Annotated in this window: 1 protein-coding gene; it reads right to left on the reverse strand. The window is 48.0% G+C overall.

Going from position 1 to position 1,037, the window contains the following annotated elements; all coding sequences use genetic code 11:
• A partial coding sequence (locus tag ACYVGO_RS38735; RefSeq protein WP_460974160.1) for an IS701 family transposase occupies positions 1–1,037 on the reverse strand: 1,037 nt, incomplete at both ends.

Here is a 1,037-nt window from a genome sequence, read left to right on the forward strand (position 1 = left end):
GTAATGCCAATTTCATCGCGTTTAGCGTCAGCAAACTTTTTAAGGCAAAATGATTTTTTGACGTGGATAACCGCAAGGCTTCCAACTTAACAAAGGCCAGCATGGATAGAAAAAGATGATTGCTTTGAGAGCGCACCGAGTGGGCAGGTGAGCGGGAGTAACCAGTGTTAGACTTGATCGATTTGTGAAACTCTTCTACTTTCCAACGACGGGCGTATTGCGTCTGAATGCTGACCGTATCGGCCGTCAAGTCATTGGTTACCAGATAGAGCATCCCTTGCTCAATGTCTCCGTCTTTGAAGACCTGCTTGGTTAGCAGGAGGGGGAAATCCACTCCGGCAACCCAAACGGCAAGGCATTGATGCGCTTCGATAGCTAACGACTCAATTGGCCGATACAGTCCCTGTTGTTGGGCAGCCCTAGAAAGAGCCACCTTACGGTTGCTTTTCAAAGGCATAATAAATTGTTGCCTTAAACCGGCGATATAGGTAAAGTTCTCGGCAGAGGAAAACCAGGAATCGGCCAATACATACTTAAAAATGAGCTTATTAGCCAAGCTTTGGTGGATTAGCCGTCGAAACCGTTCTTGCTTACTAACCCGGCTGACCCATTTTGTTTTGCCCGTCTTTGGATCGATGATGGCTTGGTCTTTCTCGATCAGTTCATAAGCAACAGGTAAGGAATGTATCTGGCCTGTGTAGAGGGCTGTGAGTTGGTTAATGCCTTTAAGTGCTTTCTGTTGACAGTGGTCGTAATGGAAGCGGATAAGCGAATTTTGGTTCATAAAGGCTTTGGCTTCGACGGTATCATCAAGGGTCAACACCGCGTCAGGGTCGGCAATCTGCTCAATGAAGGGGCGTACGACTTGCCATAGTTGGGCCGAGCCATAGCTGAGCTGATGTAAGCTTCGGGTAATGGCATCGTGGGAAAGTTTACCATCGACTAAAGCCGACAAGCCCGTTGCCGTCGTTTGGCCTTGATTGACTAAGAGGTAGTCCGAGTACAGGTCGAAAACAGGCGAAACGAAGTGCATGGCT

It is taken from the genome of Spirosoma migulaei (assembly GCF_054776855.1).